Origin of the sequence: Streptomyces xanthophaeus, assembly GCF_000725805.1 — a bacterium.
In the GTDB taxonomy this organism is placed as follows: domain Bacteria; phylum Actinomycetota; class Actinomycetes; order Streptomycetales; family Streptomycetaceae; genus Streptomyces; species Streptomyces xanthophaeus.
The window spans coordinates 53,939-75,859 of sequence record NZ_JOFT01000011.1; the positions used below are offsets into that span (position 1 = coordinate 53,939).

A 21,921-nucleotide genomic window follows, 5' to 3' on the forward strand; every position below is an offset into this window, starting at 1 on the left:
GACCAGGCCGACGAGGAGCGACGCGACCGCTCCACACATTCGGATGCTCACGCTCACCGCCCCTTCTCGTAGGACTCCCCCGCTTTCAGGCAGGAGCTTCCGCCTGGCAGGTGGGCACCGAATGTCAGGCGGTCTTGTCACATCGGCTCAACAGTGGCGTCGATGCTGTTGACCGTGGCGTTGGCCGCCTGGACGCCGCCGCAGACGATCTTCGCCGTACCGTCGACCGTGAGGCTCTCTCCGGATCCGGCAGTAGTCAGGGAACCACCCTCCAGGTCTTGAAGGAAACCCTCGTCGAGCTCGCCCACCACGTGGTGGGTGAGGATCTTGGTCAGTTCCGGCTTGTCGGCCAGGATCTTGTCCAGATCAGCCTTCAGGATCTTCGGAATCGCCTCGTCGGTCGGTGCGAACACGATGCGCGGGCCACCCCATACGGGTCCGTCTGATGAGAGTCAGCAAATACCTGGGTTGCCACGCCCAGTGCTAGTGGGAAGAGCGAACGCTGCTGCCGCGAGTGGAGGTGTTCTGCCAGGTGGCACCAGGCCTTACTGGCCCTTCGCCGATCCGGACGCACCATACGGTGCCCGGGTCCCATTCTCGGGCATGGCTGAAGTCCGCAAGGTAGGCGACTAGGTCTTCGAGCGGAATTCCGACGATAAAGCTGCGCTGTACCGTGATCACTGTATTTCGCCCCTTCTAGCGCCTCCGTCTCTGCACGGAGCGTCCCGAGACTGCATCTACTCTTCGCTCTGCAGACCGGCGCCGGATGCATCCGACAGGAATGGCTGCGCGCCGCGCTCTCGACTGCACGTCGTCACGCAGAGCGGTGGGGCAAGTCAGCTGACTGATACGCATAGGACATCCGCGGCTTGGCGCAAAACCGGCAGGTCGTCGACATTGCTCTCCCCCTCTACCCGCGCCGGCCAGCACGTCCGCCGGCCCGTGGGGAACGGGCCCCGCACCCGCCAGTGCCGGACCCGTTCCTCACCCCGGAAAGCCGGGAGTCCGGCCACGCTCAACCAGTTACGCCTTGGGAGCAGTGGTTTTGATCCCGGGTAAGTCCGTGTAGACGGAGGCGAAGGCGGATGCCGCCGCGTCGATCGAGTAGCTCTCGCGAACCGTTGCCCGAGCCCGGCACGCCATGGCATCGAGAATCTCGGGCTTCAGGGACAGCAGTCGCTCAAGCCCTTCGGCCAGGGCTCTGGACGACGAGGTATCCAGGAGGAGACCGTTGGCCATGTCCTCCAAGTAGTGAGGAATTCCGCCACGGCTTGTGGCTGCGACCGGCAGGCCTGCTTCCATGGCTTCGAGTACGGCGATGCCGAACTCCTCCTTCGCGCTCGGGCAGACGTAGTAGGCCCTGCCCGTAGTTCCAGAGCGGGCCAGCGCCCGCTCCAGACAGCGGATTTCGGTGTTGGGCATCGCTGCCACCATGGCCAGCCGCGAAGAGGCAGCCGGGGTCGCCGCTACGAGATCTGCGATGGCCTTCCGCACTTGCCGCTCTCCCGAATCCGCCCGATCCACGTGGGGGGATCCGCCCACGATCACGAGCGTCGAGCGGAGATGGAGTGCGGACTCGATCCATGCATGCACCAGAACGTGCTGCTGTTTGAGCGGGTGCAGGCGCCCCACGGTCAATATGACGGGCTGGCTGCGCTCGTCAGCGTCGAGCGCAGACGGCAGCCCGGTCTCGAAGAGCCTTTCCAGCAGTTGCTCGGATCTCTGGGTCTCGCCGGCGGCGGGCTGATAGACGGTGATCCCCTCCGGTGGCGCGAGCGGTCCTCGTCCACCGCGTGCGACTGCAAGTTGGGGAAAGTAGCGGACCAACTCGGCTGTTCCGCCGGGGCCCGGGATGCCGACGACGGCGTCGGCACGATCGACGATCCTGTCGGCCACGAAGACGCGGTGCAGGTCCTGGCAAAGGTCCTCCATTGAGGTGTCGCCGGTGACCGTTCGTCCCGCGTGCCGCTCGCTGACGCGGCGGTGCGGGTCGGGGGTGGCGGTGAAGACCAGTCGGGTGCCAATTTCGCGCGCGGCTTCGGCAACTGCCAGGGATCTGTCGTCGGCGTACCTGACATGGACCAGGTCGGGACGTCGTCCGAGCCTGTCGAGGAGCATGCGCGTCCACCAGGTGAGCGCGCTTGCGTCGCCCGCTGGCCCTATCCCGGCGTGTGGGTCGGTCGGCAGGCTGAGAGTCCAGTGTCCCGGTCCGCGACCTCGCAGGAGGGTGGGCTCGGCCAGGAGCTCACCCGCATCCTTCGTCACGAGGGTGATGACGGCATCGATGCCCTCCGTCCGCGCGAGCGCGTCGCCCAGACCGGCGAGGAGGACTCCGAGACCGCCGCTGCTCCCCTCTCCGGGGTTGTCCATCTCACCGAGCAGCATCGACTGGACCACCAGCAGGCCGGCTGCGTGCGGCAGTGCAGGAGGTTCGAATAGGTGCTCACCTGTGGCGGCCGTAAGGAGCAGCCGTTCATAGTCCTCGGTCGCGGTATCGGGCTTCGGGAGTAGGTGCCGACACGCGGGTTGGCTCGCGAGATGGCGCCACAGGGCAAACCTGGCCGGCCTTTCGTTCAAGGGGCTTTGTCTGGCGCGGGAAGCCCACCTGGGTGCATCCATGATGTGGAGCCGACCCGCGGTGGCGAGGTCGATCAGGTGAGCCAACGTTTCGGGGTCGGTACAGTGCAGGATCTCCTGGGTGAGTGTGCGGCGGACGGACTCAGTCCCGTGGCTACGTAGCGACAGCGGCCAGGCTTCCATGACGGTGCTGCGCAGCCGTTGGTCTGCGTTCAGGGTGACGGCCAGGAGTTCTTCGGGGTCGACGGACCCACTCAGGCGCAGGGTGCGACGTAGTAGGGCTGTCTTCCTGTCGCCGGGATCTGGCAGGCGGTCGGCCGGATGGTCGTCGTCCCACGGGCGGTACTCGGCGTTGAGGAAGGAGGCCAGTGTTCCGAATGTCGCGGGCGTCCGCGGCGCTTCTTTGGTGTCCCAGAAGCCCTGTCGGGCCGCTACAAAGGGGTCGAGCCCTTCCTGCGGGGTGGTTGCGTCCATGGGGCGCTGCTCTCGCTTGGGCGGATGGTCACCGCTGATTCCGCCGCGTTCACAGCTTTGGATGCGAAGGACGGGGCAACCAGCCACCGTGCTGCCTCCGGATGCCCGCCTCCGACCGAAGACAGCAGGACAGTCCTCTGCCGGAAGTGAGGCCTTCGTGCCGCGTGTCACCGTGATCGCTCCACCGTTTCATTCGCACGCGGCCCCGCTGTCCGTGCTGGCGGGAGAGCTCCAAACAGCGGGGGCGGAGGTCACTTTCGCCTGCGCCGAAGCCTTCGCACCTCTGGCTGCAGCCGCGGGGGTGGATTTCACCCCGCTGACGGTCACGAGCAATGCGAATACCGGAATCGCTCGGCGCACGGTGCAGGGTCAAGACGAATCGCGGCGCTTGGAGGAGTTCCTCGATGCCACGCTCGCCGGGGCTGTTCCCGCACTGCTGGTTCAGGCTCGCCATCGGAGGGCCGACATGCTCGCTGAACCCGAGCGGGTGCTGGAGGACCTGCGGTCACTGCACGCCCGCCGGCCGGCGGACTGGTACGTGGTGGACCAGCTGAGTTACTCCGTCACCCTCGCGTTGCACTGCCTGGACCTGCAGTACGCGACGTTCTGCCCGGGGCATCCCAGTTATCTGTCGGCCGCGCCGGACGCGCTGTTCGGAGTTCCCTATGCGTGGCCGGACGCCGTACGGCCGGCGACCGCCGGCCTGCGCACGTTGCGCGAGGAAGCACTGCTGAACGACCGCTCCTTCACCGCGTTCTTCGCACGGTTCGTCTCCCTTCACGCGCCACACCGACCCGTACCGAGGCGGGCGTTCACGCTGTGTTCACCCCGAGCAGTCGTTCTGCACTATCCGCGCCTGGACTGGCTCCCCTCGCGCCCCGAAGGACCGGAGTACGTTTTCAGCGGGCACTTCACTCGCGCCGAACCAGAAGGGCCCGGACCCTTCTGGGAATCCGAACTGCGCAGGCTACGGCTGGGGGGCCGACGTGTGGTGCTGGTGGCGCTGGGCACATTCCTCTCGGCCCGGCATGACGTACTGGAGGCAGTGGCCCGGGGGATCCTGTCCGAGCGCCAGGACACCTCGGTGATCCTTGCGGCCGGGGACCGTGCTGACTCGCTGACCGCACTGGCCGGACCGCGGGTCTCGGTCGCGGCGACCGTACCGCAGCAGGCGCTGCTTGCACGGGTGGATGCGATGGTCCACCACGGCGGCAACAACTCATTCACCGAGTGCCTGGCCGCCGGAGTGCCCGCCCTCCTTCTCCCCTTCTCCAGCGACCAGTTCTCCATCGCTCACGATGCCGAAAGGGCGGGGGTGGGCTTGTGTCTCGACCCGAACGGGTTGGACGCCGGCAGCGCAGGCCGTGCTGTCTCCACGCTCCTGAACGCACCCCGACACGCCCTCAATGAACTGCGCCGGCACGTGCGCTCACGCGGTCCCGCCCAAGCGGCCAGCAGACTGATCCACCTGATGGCCTGAACCGCTGCACCAACTCATTGGTAGGAGGGATTCTCCCAAGGTCCGGTGCTGCGCGAGCGGACCGGTTCCACGAAGCGCGGCAGGGCGCTGTGCGGATGCCTGGATCCCGGTGGTGGCTTCGCCCTGCACAACGACACGGGCCTCGGAGGTGGACCAGTCCACGAGATCGCTGTCGGGGCGCACGATCCAGGTGCAGCCCTTCTCCGCGTCGGCGGTGAAGCCGCCGTGCAGAGTGGGGGCGGGGCACCAGAAGTAGGTTCCGGGCCACATCTTGCCGTAGTTGTGGTCGAAGGCGCCGTCATCAGCGCGGTCGTCGACCTGCTCGCCGCGCGTCGGGACCATGCTCGCGCAGCGGCCTCAGCAGACCCGGCCCTGAAGCCCTGGCGGATCTTCCGCAGGTCCCGATGTGGTCCCAACCGCATGACGTCAATCGCCAAGGCCCTCCTCACACTGGAGCTGCAACGCTGAAGAAGCTCAGTGATGAAGTCGGGGGCCGGTCGGAGGCAGCGCACAGGCCGCCGGCCGCCGGGGAGTTTTCCGGCGGCCGGCAGCCCGTTGAGGGGCTGGGGAACGGTGTCCTCGGCGCGGTCCCTGTCAGGACTCGCAGGGAAGGTTGACGATGCGGACGGTGTACGCCGAGGAGACCCAGCGGTTGGTGCCCACCTTGCGGAAACCGTTGGTGGTGGACGCCGACGCGAGGATCGTGGAGCCGTTGGCGTAGGACCCGACGACCGAGTAGCCGGTGCCGGGACCGCTGCGGATCAGCAGACCGCCGCTGGCGTTGACCTTGTAGTAGCACTGGGTGGCGAGCGCACCGGCCGGCGCGAGCTCCACGGCCGCGCCCGTCGTGCGGGTGGGTGCGGCGGCCTGGGCCGTGAGACCACCGCCGAGGAGCGCGGCGGCGGACAGGGCCGCCACGGCCGCCGTGCGGGCGGCGGAGCGACGCGGCGACATGGTGCGGCGTGCTGCTTTGACGGTCATGGAATCGATTCCCCTTGCGTCGTCGGTTCTGGGTGCGGAACACGTACGTAGGAGCAGGCCCGGGCCAGCCGAGCGGTGTCACCGCTCAAAGACACCGGAGCCGCGCACGACGCTAGCGCCATCGGGGCGAAATCAGCCGCCTGATACACGACAACTCTCCAACCGGAACCGGGGAAGTGGCCCGTTCCGGTTGGGGAGTCCGTAGGACGCTGAATCGGCGTAATCGAGACGTCAGACATCTCGATCAACAGCCCGGGGACCTCGCTCGTTTCGCTTCACGGACCGTCACACGATCGGTGGCCACATCGAAGAAGCTCACTGTGCGGGAGGAAACCCCGCGGCGCTCCTTTGAAACGGGATGCAGGTTTAATAGAGGCCCATTCGGCGAGCTGTGTCCTCTCCTTGCCGCATCCGCTGGTGGGCGTTTTCGCCAAGAGCAGTGAGCACTCCGGCGACGACTGTCTCAATGACTGCGAGGGTGGGAACCAGGCTGTCGTAGGGGGAGGGCGCAGCGACCTGGCTTGGCAGAACCACCTCGGCATGGGTAGCCGCTGGTGAGAGCCACGTGTCGGTGAAGAGGATGACCTTGCCGCCCTGTGCCTGGACGAGTTCTGCCATCGCTAGCTTGTCCTGCTCGTAGCGCCGGTAGTCGAAGACGACGAAAATGTCACGCCGGTGGAGAGCTGTAAATACTGCCGTGCGTTCGACGTCCCGGTCGGGCAGGAAACGCACGTCGTCGCGCAGTTGCATCAGATGTAGGCCGAGGTACTGGGCGAACAGGTTCGTGAAGCGTCCGCCGGCCAGGGTAATCCGGCGTTTGCTGTCGGACAGCAGTCTGGTCGCGTGCTCCAGATCGTGCGGCGGCAGTTCGGCGAGGGTCTGCGCCACTGCCGAGCTGAACACGTTGCTGCCTCGCTGGAGAAGGGAGACGTCTTCGTTCGGTCCGCCCTTGATGCGCCCGTAGTCAGTGGCCTCGTAGAGGGAAAGGGGAGAGGCGTTGCGCGCGTCGAGTTCCTCGCGCAGTGCGGCCTGGAAGTCAGGGAACCCTCGGTAGCCCAGCCGGTTGATGAAGCGCAGGACTGTCGGGGCACTGACGGCGGCGCGTTCCGCGAGGACGGCCATGGTCTCGAATCCAGCAGACGGGTAGCCGGCGAGGAGCACGCGTGCGACCTTGCGTTCGGCGGGGCTGACATCGCCCAGCTTGAGGCGGATTTCGTCGGCGAGCGTGCCTGCGGCCATTCGCGGGATCTTCCTTCGAGTGTTTCGGGACGGGGCAAGGTGGCAGGTCGAGCCTACTGCCGCCATGCAGGGGGCGGGGCCCGGCCGTCCCCCTCCGTCTGTCCGGCCGGACCCTGTCGACCAGGGGTGCGTCAGGGCTGAGTCACTCCGGGGCGACGGCTATGCGCAGGCCAGCTACGGTGCGCGCGCTGGCGCCGTCGCTGGTCCAGGCCGCGAACCCGGGCTGCTTGCTGAGGGTCACGGTGAACTGCGGTCCGCTCTCGAAGGTGCTGGCGGTCGCTGTGCGCTGGGAGCTGGTGGCCGCAAGGGCGCGGGCGGTGCCCAGGAAGGAGTAGGGGACACCCGCCGGATTGGCCACGGAGTAGAAGGCGTCGGGGTTGGCGGGTACGGGTGCACCGGAGGCCGGTTTCAGGGGGCGCTTTCCGGTGGCGGGCCTTACGTGCCAGCGGTTGGGGTCGTAGCGGTCGCCGTCGGTCAGGTAGTTGTAGCGGGCACCTGTGAGGGACCAGTGTCCATCGGTGCTCCTGCGGGTCCGGGCTTGCCGGAGGTCGAGGATGGAGACTCCTTGCGGGCCCAGTACGCGCAGGCGCTCTTGGGGCGTACTCGGATCCTCGACGATCAGTGCGGTGTTCTCCTCGAGTGCGTATACGCGGTCGTGGCCGGTGTCGGCGGCGAGGCGCAGGGCTCTGCCTTCGCGGCCGTAGGCGCCGGTGTGGGTGTCGATGAGTCCGGAGTTCAGGAAGCCGAAGCCTCCGGCGGGCAGGTAGCCGAGCCGTGTCGCGTCGTCGAAGTAGCCCGGGCTGCTGCCGTCGCGCAGGGCTTCGTAGGAGTCGCCTCCGGTCACCATGTCGGCTCCGGCGGCGATCTGCGCTCCGGCGCTGGAGCCGGATACGACCGCGCCGGCGGCGAGCTTGGCGCGGATCGCGGCGAGGACCTTGGAGTCGGTGTGTGCGGAGCCGTGGAGGAGGGTGGTGACGTAGCGGTACTGGTCGCCGCCGCCGAAGAAGAAGCCGGTCATGGAGTTGACCTGCCGGACGACCTCGTCGGAGTCGGCGTCGGCGATGTGGTCGAGGTCGACGGGTATCCACTGGGCGTCGGCGGCGCCGTGCCGTTCGAACAGGCCGGCGTAGTAGGCGCCGTTGCACTCTGAGTTGCTGCACTTGTCCGGGTCGGCGGCGTGCGGGTCCTGGCTGGCGGGAACTGAGGAGGCGGTGATCACTCCGATCCTGGCCGAGGCTCCGCCGGCCCGTTTGATGATCTCGCCGTAGACCTGGGCGTTGTCGGCCTTCAGTCCGCCTCCGACGAGGACGAGCGAACCCCGGCCACCCGGATGGCGGGTGCTGTCGGCGCCCGCCGACGGGGCGAGGGCGAGGGTGAGCAGGAGAGCGGTGCCGGCCGCCAGTGTGGTGCGGCGGGCTCCGGTCGGGACGCGCATGTGGTGCCTCCTGTGGATGGGGGTCGGTGGTGGCCGGGACCGCGGCGGCGCGGGCCTGCCGCGGTCCCGGCGCGGTCCGGCAGCCGGTGCGTGGTGGTGGACCGGGCTGCCGGGAGCGGGCCCCGTACCGGGCAATGGCGCGATCAAACCGGTACGGGACGGATAGGTGGGGTCAACCGGTGCGGCTGTCTCCGAGTTCGGCGATGAGGGACGCGAGGAGCGCGACCCGGACGGGGACGGTGGAGGTGTCCAGCCATTCCTCGGGGGTGTGGTCGGCTCCGCCGACCGGACCGAGCCCGTCCAGGGTGGGCACTCCGATGCCCGCGATGAAGTTGGCGTCTCCCACGCCGCCCGTCGCCGCGCCGCCGAGCGGTTCCCCGAGGTCCGCGGCGATCTTCCTGGCCCGGTCGAACATGCGGCGCGAGGCGGGTGTGTCCTCCATGGGCGGGCACAGGTCCAGCTGCTCCACCGTGGCGGTGGTGCCGGGCACGGCGGGTCGTGCGGCGGCGGCCTGGATCGCGGACCTGGCCGCTCCGATGCCGGCGGCTGTGGCCGAACGTACTTCGACCCGCAGTTCGGCTTCCGGGCAGACGATGTTCGCCCGGGTCCCCGCGCGGACGACGCCTACGTTGACCGTGACGTCGTCCCAGTGGCCGTTGAGTGCTTGGAGGGCCACGACCAGGTGGGCGGCAGCCAGGGCGGCGTTCGCCCCGCGTTCCGGCTCGATGCCGGCGTGCGCGGCCCGGCCGGTGACCGTCACCCGGAAGTCGGCGACTCCCTTGCGGGCGATGACCACGTCGCCGTTCTCCCGCGCGCATTCCAGGGCGAGGGCGAAGTGGGCTCCGCACGCCGCCGCCTCGGTGGCCGGGCGGCTCGCGGGTGAGCCGATCTCCTCGTCCGGGGTGGCGAGGAAGACGAGTTCGGCGTACATCGGTGCGCCAGTCTCGTGGAGGATCTCCAGCGCGGTGAGCCCTGCGAGGAGTCCGCCCTTGTCGTCGCTGACGCCCGGCCCGTGCGCCATGTTGCCGTCGAGTTCGAAGGGCCGTGTGGCTGCGGTGCCCTCTTCGAACACGGTGTCCAGGTGCGCGACGAGCAGTACGCGGCGTCCTCCCTCGCTCACCGGCAGGTCGCCCCTCTTACGAGCGACGATCACGTCGCCGACCGGGTGACCGTGGGTGGGGGCGGGAGCGATGCGCTCGACGTCGAATCCGAGCCTGTTCAGCCGTTCCCAGGTCCAGTCGGCCATCCGGTTCACGCCGGCGGGGCTGTACGAGCCCGAGTCGATGGCGACCAGCTGGGCCAGGTCAGCCAGGTAGCCTTCCAGGCGCGCTTGGGCGTGCGGGAGCAGCGCGGTGGTGCGGAGCTGCTCCCGTGAGGGGGCGGTCACAGGACCTTGGAGAGGAAGGCGCGGGTGCGCTCCTGCTCGGGCTCGACGAGGACTTGGCGGGGATCGCCGGATTCGACCACGACTCCGTCGTCCATGAAGACGGCGGTGTCACCCACCTCGCGTGCGAAGCCGATCTCGTGGGTCACGACGACCATCGTCATGCCGTCGGCCGCGAGCTGCCGCATCACGTCCAGTACGTCCCCGACGAGCTCGGGGTCGAGCGCAGAAGTGGGTTCGTCGAAGAGCATGAGCTTGGGCTTCATGGCCAGGGCGCGGGCGATGGCTACGCGTTGCTGCTGTCCACCGGACAGCTGTGCCGGGTAGTGCCCGGCCCGGTCACCGAGGCCCACCCGCTCCAGCAGGTCGTGTGCGTCGGCCTTGGCCTGCGTCTTGTCGACCCCGCACACGTTGACCGGGGCCTCCATGACGTTCTCGAGGGCGGTCATGTGGGGGAAGAGGTTGAACCGCTGAAAGACCATACCGATGTCACGGCGTCTCGCGGCGACTTCCTTCTCCCGCAGTTCATGGAGCCGCAGGCCGTTCTGGCGGTAGCCGACCAGTTCCCCGTCGACGGCGAGCCTGCCTCCGTCGACCCTGTCGAGGTGGTTGATGCAGCGCAGGAAGGTGGATTTGCCCGAGCCGGAGGGTCCCAGAAGACAGCACACCTGGCCTCGTCCGACGGTCAGGTCTATGCCCTTGAGGACCTCGAGCTTCCCGAAGTGCTTGCGCACGCCCTGGGCGTGGACCATGGGGACGTTCACCGGACCGCCTCCTTGGTGTCCTTCTTCGCACGAGCGGGTCGGGTGAGGGCGCCGGCAAACATGCGGCGCAGCGGGGAGACGTGTCCGCCTCGCCCGGTTCCTCGGCCGTAACGGCGCTCCAGCCATGCCTGGGGAATGCTGAGCAGGGTGACCAGCCCGAGGTACCAGAGGCTGGCCACGACGAGCATCGGGATGACCTGGTAGTTCTGTGCGTATACGTCCTGGATGTTGGACATGAGGTCGTGAGCCGAGATGATCGACACCAGGGCTGTCATCTTGAGCATGTTGATCGTCTCGTTGCCCATCGGCGGGATGATGACCCGCATCGCCTGGGGCAGCACGATCCGGCGCATCGTCAGGACCGGCCGCATACCGAGGGAATGGGCCGCCTCGGTCTGGCCGGGGTCGACCGACTGGATGCCGGCCCGGACGATCTCCGAGGCGTAAGCGGCCTCGTTGAGTCCGAGGGCCAGCAGTGCGGCGACGGCCGGTGTGAGCAGTGAGTTCGTCTCGATCTGGAAGAACGTGATGTCGGTGAACGGAATACCGATCATCACGTACTGGTAGAGGGCTGCTGCGTATCCCCAGAAGATGATCTGGACCAGGAGTGGTGTGCCGCGGAAGAACCAGACGAAGAGGGACGACATCCCGTACAGCACCGGATTGGTCGAAAGGCGCATCACGGCGACCAGGGTGCCCAGGGCGAGCCCGAGGGCCATCGCTGCCACGGTGAGCCACAGGGTGGTGACGAGCCCGGAGAAGATGAGGTCGGCGAAGAGGAAGTGGCCGACGATCTCCCAGTGGAGGTTGCCGTTCTTCGCCAGTGAGCCGGCCACGCCCACCAGAGCGGTGACGGCCGCGAGGGCGGCGATCCAGCGTCCGTAGTGGCGCAGCGGAACGATCGTGAGCTGCTCGGGTGCCGGACGGTCGATGTCGGCGGGAGCGGTGGTGGTGGTCATCTTTAGTCCACCGCCGCGTTCTTGGTGGCCTCCTTGAGGGCGATGGAGGCTACGCCGTACTTGTCGAATATCCTGGTGACGGTGCCGTCGTCGATCAGTGCCTGGAGTGCTTTCTGGATGGAGTCGCTGAGCTCCGGAAGCTTCTTGGAGACCGCGATCCCGTTCGGTGATGCTCCGTAGCCGCCGGCGGCGGCCGGGTCGTCGACCACCTCGAAGGCATTGCCGTTGTCTGCGGTCTTCGCGGTCCAGCCCGCGGCGGGCTTGGTCTGCACCTGGGCGACGACCTTGTCGGAGCGCAGGGCGAGCTGGGCGTCGGAGTCCTTGGGGAAGGTCTGGATGTCGATCTCGCCCTTGCCGGCGGCCTTGCACTTCGACTGGTGTTCCTTGAGCAGGTCCAGCTGGTTGGTCGCCGCCTGCACCGCGGTCTTCTTGCCGCAGAGGTCGTTCAGGGTCGTGATCTTCTCCGGGTTGCCCTTGACCACCATGATCCCGGAGCCGGAGACGGAGTAGTCGACGAAGTCGACCACGGCCTGCCGCTCCTTGTTGTCGGTCATCGCCGACATCGCCGCGTCGAACTTCCCCGCCTGGACGGCGGGCACGATTCCGTCGAACTTCTGCGGTGTGAAGGTGAACTTCACACCCAGCTTCGCGCCCAGGGCCTGGCCCAGGTCGTAGTCGAGTCCGGTCAGTTCGGGCTTCCCTTCGGCCACGAACATTTCGAAGGGTGCGTAGGGCACATCGGTGGCCACGCGTACCTCGCCCGACTTCCTGATGCTCTCGGGCAGGGCGGCGTGGAGCGCCGCGTCCTTGGTGATCTGCACACCGGCGACGGATGCGGTGGCGGGCAGCTTGGCGGCCCTGTCAGAGTCGCTGTCCCCGCAGGCCGAGACCGTCAAGAGGATCGCCACAGAGAGGGCGGAGGCCGTCGCCAGGCGACGGGAGGACGGGGCTGGCATCACTGATAAGCCTCTCGGAAGACCGGGCGGCGACGACTGTGCGTGTCGCCGTCTGACAAGCGAAGAAATTACATGCACAGCCATCGCCTGGCTAGATGTAACGCATGTTTCATCAAGGTAACGGCGCGTGTGGCCTTGCCGGGCAGGCACGCACACGCACGCTATCTGGACAGATCGACGAAGCACCCGCGCTGCAGGGCAGTTCTCGCGTTACATCTACCGCATCTCGCGACTGGCCTGTACTTTCCGTTTCTGCAACCTGCAGCGTCAGGCCCGCCGCCTCGCTGCGAATCCCCTCACCTCTGCTCACGGAGGACCGATGAGTCCCTTCAGGCACCACGCCTCTCCGTCGCCCAGTGCCGCCTCCCCGGCGCGGCGCCGACGACTCCACCTCGTCACCACCTGTCTGACTGCCGCGCTGGCCGTTGTCGCCAGCGGGTTCGTACAGGCCGATCCTGCACAAGCGGCAGCCAGCCGCATCCGGCTCGGCAGCTCCTCCGATGTCAGCCGCACCAGCTGGTCGGGCCCCGCATTCACCATGAACGGATCCGGCGGCATCGTCCCCGACTCCATGGCCAAGGCCGTCAACGCCATCCGCGGCGGCACCGGGTCCCTGGACGTGGTCGTGCTCGCGGCGTCGACGCCGGGCTCAGGCAGCAGAACACCCGAGTGCGATGACGTCATGGACCTCAGCGGCATCAACTCCTGCACCACGTGGACACTCACCAAGGCGAGCGACGGCAACAACACGCAGGCCAACACCGACATCCGCAAAGCGGAGTTCGTCTACTTCGCAGGCGGAGACCAGTGCAAGTACGCCGCCTGGAAGGCCACCTCGCTCCGGGCCTCCGTGCAGTCGGTCGTGGCCAAGGGTGGCGGCTCAGGCGGCGGCAGCGCCGGTCACCACATCAACAGCTCCGTCGTGTATGACGCCTGCCAGGGCAGCATCACCTCCAGCGAGGCCCTGGCCAACCCCTACGACTCGTACGCCACCTTCACCACCGGCATGTTCGACTGGCCGAACTACGCGGGCACCATCAACGACTCCCACTTCGTCACCCGCGACCGCATGGGCCGCACCATGGCCTTCGTCGCCCGCGCACTCAAGGACGGCCTCACCCCGGGCGGAAAGGCCTGGGGCGTGGGCGTCGAGGAGGGCGGCTCCCTGTACATCGACAAGAACGGCCTGGCCACTCTCTCCGGAGCCAATGCCTACGTCGTCCTCGGCGACCACCAGCCCGAGAAGGCAGTCTCCGGACAGCCCCTCACCTTCTCGAACTTCAAAATCTGGCGTCTGACCTCCGGCCAGAACTACGACTTCAAGAACCGCCCCGCCTGCGGCTACTACCTCAGGAGCGTCACCAACGGCGTCACCGACAGCAACCTGTACAACGGCACCCCCGTCACCAGCTGCTGACACCACGCGATGAGCGGTCCCGGGGGCAGCCCATCAGCGCGCCCGGGACCGATTCCGGCACCGTACGGCTGTGTTCACTTCGGCGTGAGGACCGAGTCGATGACGTTGACCGTGGCGTTGGCGGTCTGGACATCACCGCAGACGATCTTCGCTTCACCGTTCACGGTGAAGTTCTCACCCGATCCAGCCGTGGTAAGGGATCCGCCTTCGAGGGTCTTGAAGGAGCCCATGTCGAGCTGTTGAGGTGTGATCTTCTCGCCCACGACATGATAGGTAAGGATCTTCGTCAGCTGCGTCTCGTCGGCGAGGATCTTGTCGAGTTCCGCCTTCGGGATCTTCGCGAATGCCGCGTTGGTCGGCGCGAACACGGTTATGTCCTTGGCGTTGTTCAGCGTGTCGACCAGACCAGCCTTCTTGACCGCTGCCACCAACGTCGACAGTTCCGGGTTGTTGGACGCCGCAGTAGCGACCGGGTCCTTGGCCATTCCGTCCAGGCTGCCCGAGCCTTCCTTGGGGACGGATGCACAGGCCGGGCCGTACGGGTCGGCCTGATAGGCGAAGGCTGGGGCCGCCACCCCCAGCGCGACGGGGATAGTGAATGCAGCTGCTGCCAGTGCGGCCGTACGGCGCACGTGCTGAACAGTCATGACTTCCTCCTCCGACGAGGGAGCTGTGGAGGGTAGGGCACCCTCCACAGACACTTCGTCACCACACATGAATCCGGTTGGCCACCCGGGAAGGGGATTCACACTTGATAGATTCACACGAAACCTGATGAACGAATTGGCGCACGTAGGGGACTGCCGTTTTCAATCAATGGAATACCCCCTAGAGCCCGAATGAGCAGAACCCCCAGAACCAGCCACCTCGGGCCAGATCGACACGGCCAACGGAATCCAGCCGACCACAATATTCGAATGAAGCGAATGTGCGCACTAACGCGCGAGGTTCCCTCACGATGCGTGAGAGCGATCCTGAGCTGTCAGGATCCGAAGGTGAGGAGCGACCTCATGGTTCTGATTGCAGCGAACGGTGGACCATCGGGCGGAGGGCGTATCCCCCGCCGGGGCCTTCGTGCGTGGCGCCACCGTCGTCGCCGCCGGAATCCTTGGATTCTCCGGCCAATTGCCCCTCAGAGCTCCCCCGCAGGCGGCGACGGCACGTCATCTGGGAAACCTCAGCCCCGCACCCGAGGGAGGTAGGCGCGTCCGTCGTGGGCGACGCCGCCCGGCCATGACGGGGACAAACCTGACAGGTGCCCGCGTGCTCGCCGTCGGGGCGACGGCAGTACTCGGCGGCCTTGCTGCACCGGAGCTGTGCGCCCGCAGCGCCCTGGTCGCCCTGGCCGGAAGAGATCCCGGGCTGCTCACGCAGCGGGCTGCCCGGCTGGGAGCGCGACCGGCACGCCGGATGGACGCGTACGACACGGACGGATGCGCTGCGCTCGCTCCATGGGCGCACGAACAGCTCGGAGGACTGGACGGCGTCCTGGTCACGGTCGGAGTAGCCGGTTTCGGTCTCGTACAGGAGCTGCCGGACACTGCGGCAGAGCATCTGTTCCAGGTCAACGTACTGTGCCCCGCGCCGGTTCTGCGGTCGGCAGTCGGTCTCGTGGCCGTGGACGGCTTCCTGGCCGCGGTGACCGGTGCGATCGTGGACACGCCGATGCGTGCAACCGCCGACTACGCGGCGTCCAAAACGGCACTGAGCTGCTGGCTGGGCGTACTCGGCCGGGAAGTTCGGCACAGCGGACTGCGCGTGTTCGACTTCCGCCCGCCACACCTCGACACGGGCTTCGCCGATCGTCCGGTGCGCGGGCACCCGCCGACCCTGCCTCCAGGGGCAGACCCGTTGCCGGCCGTCAGCGGCATGGTGGATCAGCTGGCCGGCACGGGAGCTCGGCACGGCGCCTTCCCCCACAGAACCGCAGGCCCGGCAAGTGGTGCGGTCGGAGGAAGGTGAGAACGCGGGCGGACATCCGGCCGCCCGGGGTTGCGGACCTGTCCAGCCCTGCGGGCATGAAACCCAGGCTGTGTGGAGTCGTCATACGGCCGTAGCGCCTACACCGTCCGCTCCGTGATCATCTTCAAGCAGCGTCAGTACTCTTCCATTTCGAGAGCAGGCTCTCGATCCAGGCATGTCCCGACCTGAGGCCGGTGAGCTGGCGTGAACCGGTGTCCGGGAGGATGCTCCAGCCCGGCCCTGCCAGCAACAGCCTCGGGCGAGACCGGGCGCCCATGAGTCCCCATTCGATGTCCTTCACGGTGCTCAGGACGTCGGGGGTGGCCGTTGACCGGCTCTGGGCCCACACCACTACGACCGACGGTCCCACCCTTGGCACGGCCTCCCCCAGTGCGTCCGCCGGGACCGCGGGGCCGAACATGAGTACAGGTAGCCCGCTCTCACCGAGCGCCGCCCACAGCGCTTCCAGGGGCAAGCTGTGCAGCTCACCCGGCGCTCCGGCCAGGAGCACCGGAGGCGCTTCGAGGGTTGGGGTCTTGCGGGGAACTTGGCGCAGCGCGGTGGCGACGAGCCAGGACAGGAGATGTTCCACCTCTACGTAGCGCTCCCCCGCCGAGGCCCATTTCCGGCCGACGGCATGGAGGGTCGGCCCGATGATCTCCTCCCATGCGGTGATGCAGCCGTGCTCGATGAGGGCGGCGTGCAGGAGGCTCTCCACGGCGTCGGCATCCAGCCGGACCGCTGCTCGCGCCAGTCCTCGGGCTTCGGTGCGCGCCTGCCCCAGCGGGAGCACGTCGCGGCCGCCGGGGGTGCGCGGCTGGGAGTCCGTCTCGGCCGGGAGCGTGCGGCTCACAGTTTGGGTTCCGGCCAGTCGTGCGGCTCGCGCCGCCTCGGCCGGGGGTACGCCTCTCGAGGTGAGGCGGCACATTTCCTCCAGACGGGCGATGTCCTGCGGAAGCCAGCGGCGGTGCTTGCCGGTGACGCGTTCTGCAGTGGGGCCGATGGCGTAGCGGCGTTCCCACGAGCGCAGAGTGGCCGGAGCAACGCCGAGTCGCAGGGCTACGGCGCCGGTGCTCAGCCCTACGTCGGCAGAGGTGTCCGACGGGGGCGGCGTCTCGGCGGCTGTGGCGATCTGGTGCAGCCTCACCCGGCCACCATACGACCGTTTCATGTCGGTTGGCCGAGTGAGCCGCTGGCTGACGGACGTCTGCACGACCCTGGCTGCGACTGCCGTGAACGTCCGGCGCCGGGGGTGATGCGCCGGCGCGGCTCCTCCTCCGTGCGGCCTCTCCCCCGGCGCGGCTCCTCTGCCGTGAGACCTCCGCTCCGGCGCCACCGGCTCAGAGCTGTGCGTCGGCCTCCTCCGAGGTGCGGCTGAGCTTGCCGGGCCACCACGATGCCGGGCCGATGTCCCGGACGAGGGCAGGTACCAGGAGAGAGCGGACGATGAGGGTGTCGAGGAGGACGCCGAAGGCGACGATGAACGCGATCTGGAGCATGAAGGCCAGGGGGATGACGCCCAGCGCAGCGAACGTGGCAGCCAGGACGACGCCTGCGGAAGTGATCACGCCGCCGGTTGCGACGAGCCCGCGCAGTACTCCCTTGCGGGTGCCGTGCACCAGGGACTCCTCCCGCACACGGGACATCAGGAAGATGTTGTAGTCGACGCCTAGTGCAACCAGGAAGACGAATCCGTAGAGCGGCACGGAGGAGTCGGTTCCGCTGAATCCCAGGAACTGCTGGAACACGAGCGCGGAGACGCCCAGGGTCGCCACGAAGCTGAGGGCGACGGTGGCGACCAGGAGCAGGGGCATCACCAGCGAGCGGAGCAGACCGATGAGGATCACCAGGATGATCACGAGGACGACCGGGATGATGAGGCTGCGGTCGTGCTCGGCGGTGCGCTGGGTGTCGTACTGCTGGGCGGTGTAGCCGCCGACGAGCGCATTGGCGTCCGGGACCGCGTGGACGGCCTGGCGCAGCCGGACGATGGTTTCCTGGGCCTCTTCGCTGTCCGCGGGAGCTTCGAGGGTGGCGTTGAGGCGGATGCGTCCGTCCACCACGAGAGGAGCTCCCCCCGCGGGCCCTGCGGCGCTGACCGGGACGGCCGAGGCGACGCCCTTGGTGCTCCTGGATGCTTGCGTGACCTTCGCCAGCTGGGCCTCGTCCGCGATGACGACCGCGGGGTTGCCGGACCCTCCGGGGAAGTGTCGGCTCAGGGTCTGCTGGGCGGCAACGGAGGGGGCGTCGTTCACGAAGATTTCGTCCAGAGGCACACCCTTGGCATTGAGGGTCGGCGCGAAAGCGGCGCACGCCAGGAGCGCAGCGAGGCTGATCGCCCAGACCTTGCGCGGGCCGCGGTCGACCAGGCTTGCGACGCTTTCCCAGATGCCGTGGCTGGTGCCCTTGTTGCCTGCCGTGCGGATCTTGGCCGGCCAGTAGGCGGCGCGGCCGAGGAGGATCAGGACGGCGGGCAGGAAGGTGAGGGTGCTCAGGACGGCGCACAGGATGCCGATGGCTCCTACGGGTCCCAGGGCGCGGTTGTTCGTGAGGTCGCTCAGGAGCAGGGCCAGCAGGCCGAGGGCCACGGTGGCGGCACTCGCGGCGATCGGGCCGGCCGACTGCCGCAGGGCCGCACGCATGGCGGCGAAGCGGTCGTCGCGGTTCGAGAGTTCCTCGCGGAAGCGCGCGGTGAGCAGCAGCGCGTAGTCGGTGGCGGCGCCGATGACGAGGATCGACAGGATCCCCTGGACCTGTCCGTCGACGCGGACGACGCCGTGGTCCGCCAGAACGTAGACGATGGCGCAGGCGAGCCCCAGGGAGAACACCGCGCCGATGATGATCACAAAGGGCAGGAGCACGCTGCGGTAGACGAGGAGGAGAATGAGCAGGACGGTGATCAGGGCGACGACGAGCAGCAGGCCGTCGATTCCTGCGAACGCGTCGGTGAGGTCGGCCTGGGTGGCTGCGGGGCCCGCTACCTGCGCGAGGGTCCCGGGCACCTGGGACGCGGCGTCTTCGATCTCTTGCAGGGCCGCGGGCAGTTCTTCGCCGAGGTCGGGTTTCAGCTGGACGACGCCCTGCAAGGCCTCGCCGTCGGCGGAGAGTACGGCGGGCGTGGAGGGTGCGGCCGCCGTGTCGGTGCCGCCGAGACCGGCCAGGGCCCGGGTGGCCTGCTCCTCCTGCTGATCCGTGAGCTTGCCCTGTCCGTTCTTGGCGGTCCAGACGACGACCGCCGGGAGGGTCTCGTCCTGCCGGAAGGCCTTCTGCGCCTCGACGACCTGGGTGGACTCCGCGCTGCGGGGCAGGAATGCGGCCTGGTCGTTGGTGGCCACCTCGCCGAGCTTGCCCGCGTACGGGCCCAGCCCGCCTCCGACGAGCAGCCAGATGACGACCAGGACGGCGGGGACCAGCCATCGGGTGAACCGCTTTGAGCGTGTGGGCATGACTCTGCTCCTGGGATCCGAATCTAACTCACTGATCAAGTATCTCAATGATTGAAATAGATTAGATCACGCGGAAGACACGCCTCCGCCTGGGATCCAGCGGAACCGTGCGCACGTACCGTTCTTCTCCGGAAGTGACCGATCAGGATGCACCCGGCCCTGATCGGGCTGTACCAGGCCCCGGCCGGGATCAGCGGCCCGGCACCTGCAGGTCGCCGAGTTCCTCATTGATCGCCGCAAGGAACCGCAGCGCGGCCTCGAGCTCTTGCGCGGTGAACCGCTGCCGGGCGTTGTCGGTCGCCGCTGCCAGCGGCGCGAAGGAGGAGCGGGCTGCTGCCCTGCCGGCTTCCGCGTAGCGGATGTGCACGACGCGGCGGTCCTCACTCTCCCTGGAGCGCACGATGTGCCCCGCCCGCTCGAGCCTGTCAAGGCAGGCAGTGACAGCGCCCGAGGTCAGGCCAAGGTGCTCGCGCAGGCGGCCTGGAGTGAGGGGATCGGCACTGTCGAGGATGACGGACAAGGCCTGCACATCCGTGGGGTGCAGCCCCTGGCCGTGAGCAAATCCATGGACCAGGCGGTTGATCTCCCCGTTCAAGCGCCGCAACTGCACGGCAAACGCATGAAGGTTCGGTTCACCGTACCCGTCCGGAACACCGCCGGACTCTCGCACACCCGCATTCGCCATCCGACCAGCGTATAGAAGCATTCCCGAGCCTCCCAGCAAGGGCGGACACGCCTAGCGTCCGGCGGCGGCCGGGGGCGCCATCGGATCCGTCCCTGGGTGAACGTGGGCGTGTCACGCACTACCGGAAGAGATATCGGTCGACGGGTTCTGGAGCCGTTTCACACGTCGACGATGACCTCACAATCGCGTACGCAGGTGGGTGCATACGTGATGCACCCAAGGCTGCTGAGTGATCTTGGTCAGCCTTAGCAGTCCGATCATCGACACCCCCTCGTAGTACTTGGTCAGGTGGCATCAAGGGGTTGCCAAGGCGTGGCTTGTCGGCAAGTGGGACAGGTAGCGAGGGAATTGGCCACAGCCGCGCAACGGGGATGCCGGCATTAGGGCTTCCGGAGGAAGCCCTACGTGGTGCCGAGCATCTCGACGGCCCGGCCCATCGTGTCGGCGGGGTCGCCGTTCCCCGAGATCGCCAAGAAGCTCACCATCAAGACCGGGAAGAACGCCGGTACCTCCCCCTCCGTAGCCTCCCTCTACCGGGCCCTGGCCGAAGCGGAACAGCAGGAGCCGGCCCCCGAACCCCGGGTGATCGAGCAGCGGCGCCCCAGGCCCGCCCGCATCACGGGCCCGGGCAGCGAAACCGACCCGGAGCTGATGCACCGCCTGGAGCGCCACGCCCTCGGGCAGGGAGGGGCCCAGTGACGCTGTGGCGCCAGGTCCTGGCCGCGCTCAACGACCAGAGCCTCGACACCGCAGAACGCGAGGTCATCCTGGCCCGCGGCGCAGCCCACCTCGCCGCCCGCCGCACCCCACAAGGACAGCGCACCACCGACAAGGAGGTCATGGCGATCGCCTTCGAGGAGTTCGGGATCCTGCTGGATGCCCACCAGGCCCGCATCGCCCTGCGCTCCCTCAACCCCGGCATGGCACGGGGGTAACCCGAACGGCCCCGGCGCCGTTGAACCCGGCATGGCCACAACGATGCGGCTCACGCCCGTCAGCGGTGTGGCCCACCCTAGGAGCGAAACGGTTCTGCGCCCCGAGCTGGAGCCGATCTTCAGCGAGCTCGCCGGGCAATGGGAGAGTGCCGGCCGCCCGGTGCCGGGCCGCGCGGACGAGGAGTGGACGATCCTTGCCTGCCGCTACCCCTGGCCCACCCGCTGACCTCACCCCAAGACCCCCGCGACGGCACCGCCGACGCGCTCCCGGCGCTGCCGGACCGGCACCGTGGTTGGGCCCCCGGTCCGGCAGCGCCCACCACTGACGGCCCGCACCTCTCCGCGCCCAAAGCACGAAGGCCCCGACCGCTCGGGAGGCCAGGGACCTTCGGCGCCGGGGAAAATGACGCGGCTCCGACGCCACGCAGGAATCGAAGCCTCGGACCGCACAGGACCCAACGTGGAGGTCCAGCCCCGCGCACGCGTCACCCCACCAACGCGTACAACCATGGCAAGGACACGGCGCAGGTGCCCTCGTGGAAGTCGACTCCGAGAGGGCCTGGCGGGTACCCGGTGTCCGGGCTCGGAGAACAGGTCCCGCACGGTCGCGCCGCGCGGGAGACTGCCCGCCGATGCCTCCTGCCTACCGGGTTCTTCAGAGCGATTCCAATGCGTTCGGTTCCCCGCCTTCGGTCAACACATCGAGGGCGAAGCCTTTGGACGGTTACTCATGCCCGGCTTGCAGGCAGCTGTCGACCTTGACCAACGCCTCGGTTTAGGAGCGCTTCCACAAGGTCACGGCAGCGGTAGGGGTCCAGCTGACGTTCGAGGTGTGTCGTTGGAGACACCGGTAGACGTTGCCCCTATAGAGCACTGCGTCACCGATCTCGTAGGAGGTGCTGGAACCCCATTCAGGTACGGCATGGCCGCCTCCGGTGGTGCTGCCGGAGGGGACGGAGAATTCGCCCGAGGCGTCGGTGGACGCGACGAAGTACTTGTACCTCGGGCATCACCGTCGGCTGGTGTGCAGCGATGTCGTACGCCCGGTCCCGAACGGCGGTGGCGGTGCGTAGCTTCTCCCCCAGCACCCTGCCGGCGAGGACGGCTCGCTCGTACTGCAGCGGGAGCGGGGTATCCCCCGCTCCCCCGCTTCCTGGCCCGGGTGCCGGGGCGCAGCCGGCTGGCCGGGATGGGCCGGGGGTTGCCGGAGCGGGTCGGGTGCGGTGC

At 68.0% G+C, this 21,921-nt stretch carries 20 protein-coding genes and 2 pseudogenes; 7 read left to right on the forward strand and 15 right to left on the reverse strand.

Going from position 1 to position 21,921, the window contains the following annotated elements:
• Window positions 1-137: 137 nt before the first annotated feature.
• Together IO30_RS0103675 and IO30_RS0103680 are read right to left on the reverse strand one after the other, a co-directional pair.
• Complete coding sequence (locus IO30_RS0103675; protein WP_051901835.1) at window positions 138-413, reverse strand: fasciclin domain-containing protein; 276 nt, start codon at window positions 411-413, stop codon at window positions 138-140.
• Between the two features lie 610 nt (window positions 414-1,023).
• Window positions 1,024-3,051: a glycosyltransferase family 4 protein gene (locus tag IO30_RS0103680; RefSeq protein ID WP_051901837.1), complete on the reverse strand. Its 2,028-nt coding sequence runs from the start codon at window positions 3,049-3,051 to the stop codon at window positions 1,024-1,026.
• Window positions 3,052-3,208: 157 nt separating this feature from the next.
• Between IO30_RS0103680 and IO30_RS0103685 the strand changes: the two genes are divergently transcribed.
• Window positions 3,209-4,531, forward strand: coding sequence for a glycosyltransferase (locus tag IO30_RS0103685; protein ID WP_031139179.1), 1,323 nt, complete (start codon window positions 3,209-3,211; stop codon window positions 4,529-4,531).
• On the opposite strand, the gene IO30_RS45850 is transcribed toward IO30_RS0103685, so the two are convergent.
• Entirely contained in the window at window positions 4,481-4,873 is a 393-nt protein-coding gene (locus IO30_RS45850; RefSeq protein WP_167347235.1) for a hypothetical protein, read from the reverse strand. The genes IO30_RS0103685 and IO30_RS45850 overlap by 51 nt on opposite strands.
• Between IO30_RS45850 and IO30_RS47975 the strand changes: the two are divergent.
• Window positions 4,850-4,999: pseudogene (locus tag IO30_RS47975) on the forward strand (IS5/IS1182 family transposase); the annotation flags it as partial. The gene IO30_RS45850 and the pseudogene IO30_RS47975 overlap by 24 nt on opposite strands.
• Before the next feature lie 126 nt (window positions 5,000-5,125).
• Here the strand turns inward: IO30_RS47975 and IO30_RS45180 are convergent.
• The 7 genes from IO30_RS45180 to IO30_RS0103720 all read right to left on the reverse strand — a co-directional run bounded on the left by IO30_RS45180 (window position 5,126) and on the right by IO30_RS0103720 (window position 12,201).
• Window positions 5,126-5,512: an SH3 domain-containing protein gene (locus IO30_RS45180; RefSeq protein WP_031139181.1), complete on the reverse strand. Its 387-nt coding sequence runs from the start codon at window positions 5,510-5,512 to the stop codon at window positions 5,126-5,128.
• Window positions 5,513-5,878: 366 nt separating this feature from the next.
• Window positions 5,879-6,751, reverse strand: coding sequence for a MurR/RpiR family transcriptional regulator (locus IO30_RS0103695; RefSeq protein WP_031139182.1), 873 nt, complete (start codon window positions 6,749-6,751; stop codon window positions 5,879-5,881).
• Between the two features lie 142 nt (window positions 6,752-6,893).
• Window positions 6,894-8,186: a cyanophycinase gene (locus IO30_RS0103700; protein ID WP_031139184.1), complete on the reverse strand. Its 1,293-nt coding sequence runs from the start codon at window positions 8,184-8,186 to the stop codon at window positions 6,894-6,896.
• Between the two features lie 172 nt (window positions 8,187-8,358).
• Complete coding sequence (locus tag IO30_RS0103705) at window positions 8,359-9,573, reverse strand: M20 family metallopeptidase (RefSeq protein ID WP_031139187.1); 1,215 nt, start codon at window positions 9,571-9,573, stop codon at window positions 8,359-8,361.
• Complete coding sequence (locus IO30_RS0103710) at window positions 9,570-10,322, reverse strand: amino acid ABC transporter ATP-binding protein (protein WP_031139189.1); 753 nt, start codon at window positions 10,320-10,322, stop codon at window positions 9,570-9,572. Before IO30_RS0103710 ends, IO30_RS0103705 begins: the two co-directional genes overlap by 4 nt.
• Before the next feature lie 8 nt (window positions 10,323-10,330).
• A complete protein-coding gene (locus IO30_RS0103715; protein ID WP_031139191.1) occupies window positions 10,331-11,293 on the reverse strand; it encodes an amino acid ABC transporter permease in 963 nt (320 codons plus the stop codon).
• Between the two features lie 2 nt (window positions 11,294-11,295).
• Complete coding sequence (locus IO30_RS0103720; protein WP_037892965.1) at window positions 11,296-12,201, reverse strand: ABC transporter substrate-binding protein; 906 nt, start codon at window positions 12,199-12,201, stop codon at window positions 11,296-11,298.
• A gap of 367 nt (window positions 12,202-12,568) precedes the next feature.
• On the opposite strand from IO30_RS0103720, the gene IO30_RS40030 reads away from it, so the two are divergent.
• Window positions 12,569-13,666, forward strand: coding sequence for a hypothetical protein (locus tag IO30_RS40030; protein ID WP_031139195.1), 1,098 nt, complete (start codon window positions 12,569-12,571; stop codon window positions 13,664-13,666).
• 74 nt (window positions 13,667-13,740) lie between these two features.
• On the opposite strand, the gene IO30_RS0103730 is transcribed toward IO30_RS40030, so the two are convergent.
• The gene (locus IO30_RS0103730) at window positions 13,741-14,313 is read right to left on the reverse strand and encodes a fasciclin domain-containing protein (RefSeq protein ID WP_031139197.1); all 573 of its coding nucleotides are present in this window, start codon (window positions 14,311-14,313) and stop codon (window positions 13,741-13,743) included.
• A 616-nt stretch (window positions 14,314-14,929) separates the two neighbouring features.
• Here IO30_RS0103730 and IO30_RS42875 point away from each other — a divergent pair.
• Window positions 14,930-15,628 (forward strand): SDR family NAD(P)-dependent oxidoreductase, encoded by a 699-nt coding sequence (locus IO30_RS42875; RefSeq protein ID WP_157853065.1) that lies wholly within the window; start codon window positions 14,930-14,932, stop codon window positions 15,626-15,628.
• A 124-nt stretch (window positions 15,629-15,752) separates the two neighbouring features.
• On the opposite strand, the gene IO30_RS0103740 is transcribed toward IO30_RS42875, so the two are convergent.
• The 3 genes from IO30_RS0103740 to IO30_RS0103750 form a co-directional block, all read right to left on the reverse strand.
• Window positions 15,753-16,769: a MerR family transcriptional regulator gene (locus IO30_RS0103740; RefSeq protein WP_245234086.1), complete on the reverse strand. Its 1,017-nt coding sequence runs from the start codon at window positions 16,767-16,769 to the stop codon at window positions 15,753-15,755.
• 199 nt (window positions 16,770-16,968) lie between these two features.
• Entirely contained in the window at window positions 16,969-19,074 is a 2,106-nt protein-coding gene (locus tag IO30_RS0103745; RefSeq protein ID WP_031139202.1) for an MMPL family transporter, read from the reverse strand.
• Between the two features lie 190 nt (window positions 19,075-19,264).
• On the reverse strand, window positions 19,265-19,759 hold the full coding sequence (locus tag IO30_RS0103750) for a MarR family winged helix-turn-helix transcriptional regulator (RefSeq protein ID WP_031139204.1): 495 nt from the start codon (window positions 19,757-19,759) through the stop codon (window positions 19,265-19,267).
• Window positions 19,760-20,164: 405 nt separating this feature from the next.
• Here IO30_RS0103750 and IO30_RS46275 point away from each other — a divergent pair, with 405 nt between their 5' ends.
• The 3 genes from IO30_RS46275 to IO30_RS0103765 are packed head-to-tail and all read left to right on the forward strand — an operon-like array spanning window position 20,165 to window position 20,920.
• Window positions 20,165-20,458, forward strand: a complete 294-nt coding sequence (locus IO30_RS46275; RefSeq protein ID WP_031139206.1) for a hypothetical protein — start codon at window positions 20,165-20,167, stop codon at window positions 20,456-20,458.
• Window positions 20,455-20,694, forward strand: a complete 240-nt coding sequence (locus IO30_RS0103760) for a hypothetical protein (RefSeq protein ID WP_031139208.1) — start codon at window positions 20,455-20,457, stop codon at window positions 20,692-20,694. The genes IO30_RS46275 and IO30_RS0103760 overlap by 4 nt, the downstream gene beginning before the upstream one ends.
• A 31-nt stretch (window positions 20,695-20,725) precedes the next feature.
• Window positions 20,726-20,920: a hypothetical protein gene (locus IO30_RS0103765; RefSeq protein ID WP_031139210.1), complete on the forward strand. Its 195-nt coding sequence runs from the start codon at window positions 20,726-20,728 to the stop codon at window positions 20,918-20,920.
• A gap of 549 nt (window positions 20,921-21,469) precedes the next feature.
• On the opposite strand, the pseudogene IO30_RS47980 reads toward IO30_RS0103765, so the two are convergent.
• Window positions 21,470-21,595 (reverse strand): annotated as a pseudogene (locus tag IO30_RS47980) (carbohydrate-binding protein); the annotation flags it as partial.
• Between the last annotated feature and the right edge of the window lie 326 nt (window positions 21,596-21,921).